The 615-nt window shown below is 75.1% G+C and carries 1 protein-coding gene; it reads right to left on the minus strand.

Annotated features, from left to right (window positions below):
- Positions 1 to 75: 75 nt before the first annotated feature.
- Complete coding sequence (locus K6I34_RS37825; protein ID WP_229332520.1) at positions 76 to 552, minus strand: gluconokinase; 477 nt, start codon at positions 550 to 552, stop codon at positions 76 to 78.
- Between the last annotated feature and the right edge of the window lie 63 nt (positions 553 to 615).

The raw sequence follows: 615 nt of genomic DNA on the forward strand, positions 1-615 counted from the left end.
GGGTGGTGGAGTGGCGGCTGCGCGCCGGGGTGGTGCGGCGCGGCTCCCCGCGCCCCTCACGGGGCGCGGTACCGCTCAGAGCCGCCGCAGCGCGGTCACCGCCTGTTCGACGATGGCCTCGGGCTCCGGCGTGACGTCGACGGCGACGCCCGCCTCGTCCGCTTCGAGCGGCTCCAGGGTCGCGAACTGCGAGTCCAGGAGCTTGGCGGTCATGAAGTGGCCCTTGCGGGAGGCCATGCGCTCGGCGATGAGCGCCCGGTCGCCGGTGAGGTGGAGGAAGACGATGCCGGGGGCGGCGGCGCGGAGCCGGTCGCGGTACGCGCGCTTGAGCGCGGAGCAGCTGACGACACCGCCCTGCCCGGCGCGGCCGGCCGCCCAGGCACCGACGGCGTCGAGCCAGGGGGCGCGGTCGGCGTCGTCGAGCGGGATACCGGCCGACATCTTGGCGATGTTGGCCGGCGGGTGGAACTCGTCGCCCTCGGCGTACGGAACGCCGAGCGCTTCCGCCACCAGCGGCCCGATCGTCGTCTTGCCCGTACCGGACACGCCCATGACGGCCACGACGTGGGGGACGTGGGACGCACAGGGGACATGGTGGGCATGGGACGCGTGGGG

The sequence above is a fragment of the Streptomyces sp. UNOC14_S4 genome (assembly GCF_020740835.1).
Taxonomy (GTDB): Bacteria; Actinomycetota; Actinomycetes; order Streptomycetales; family Streptomycetaceae; genus Streptomyces.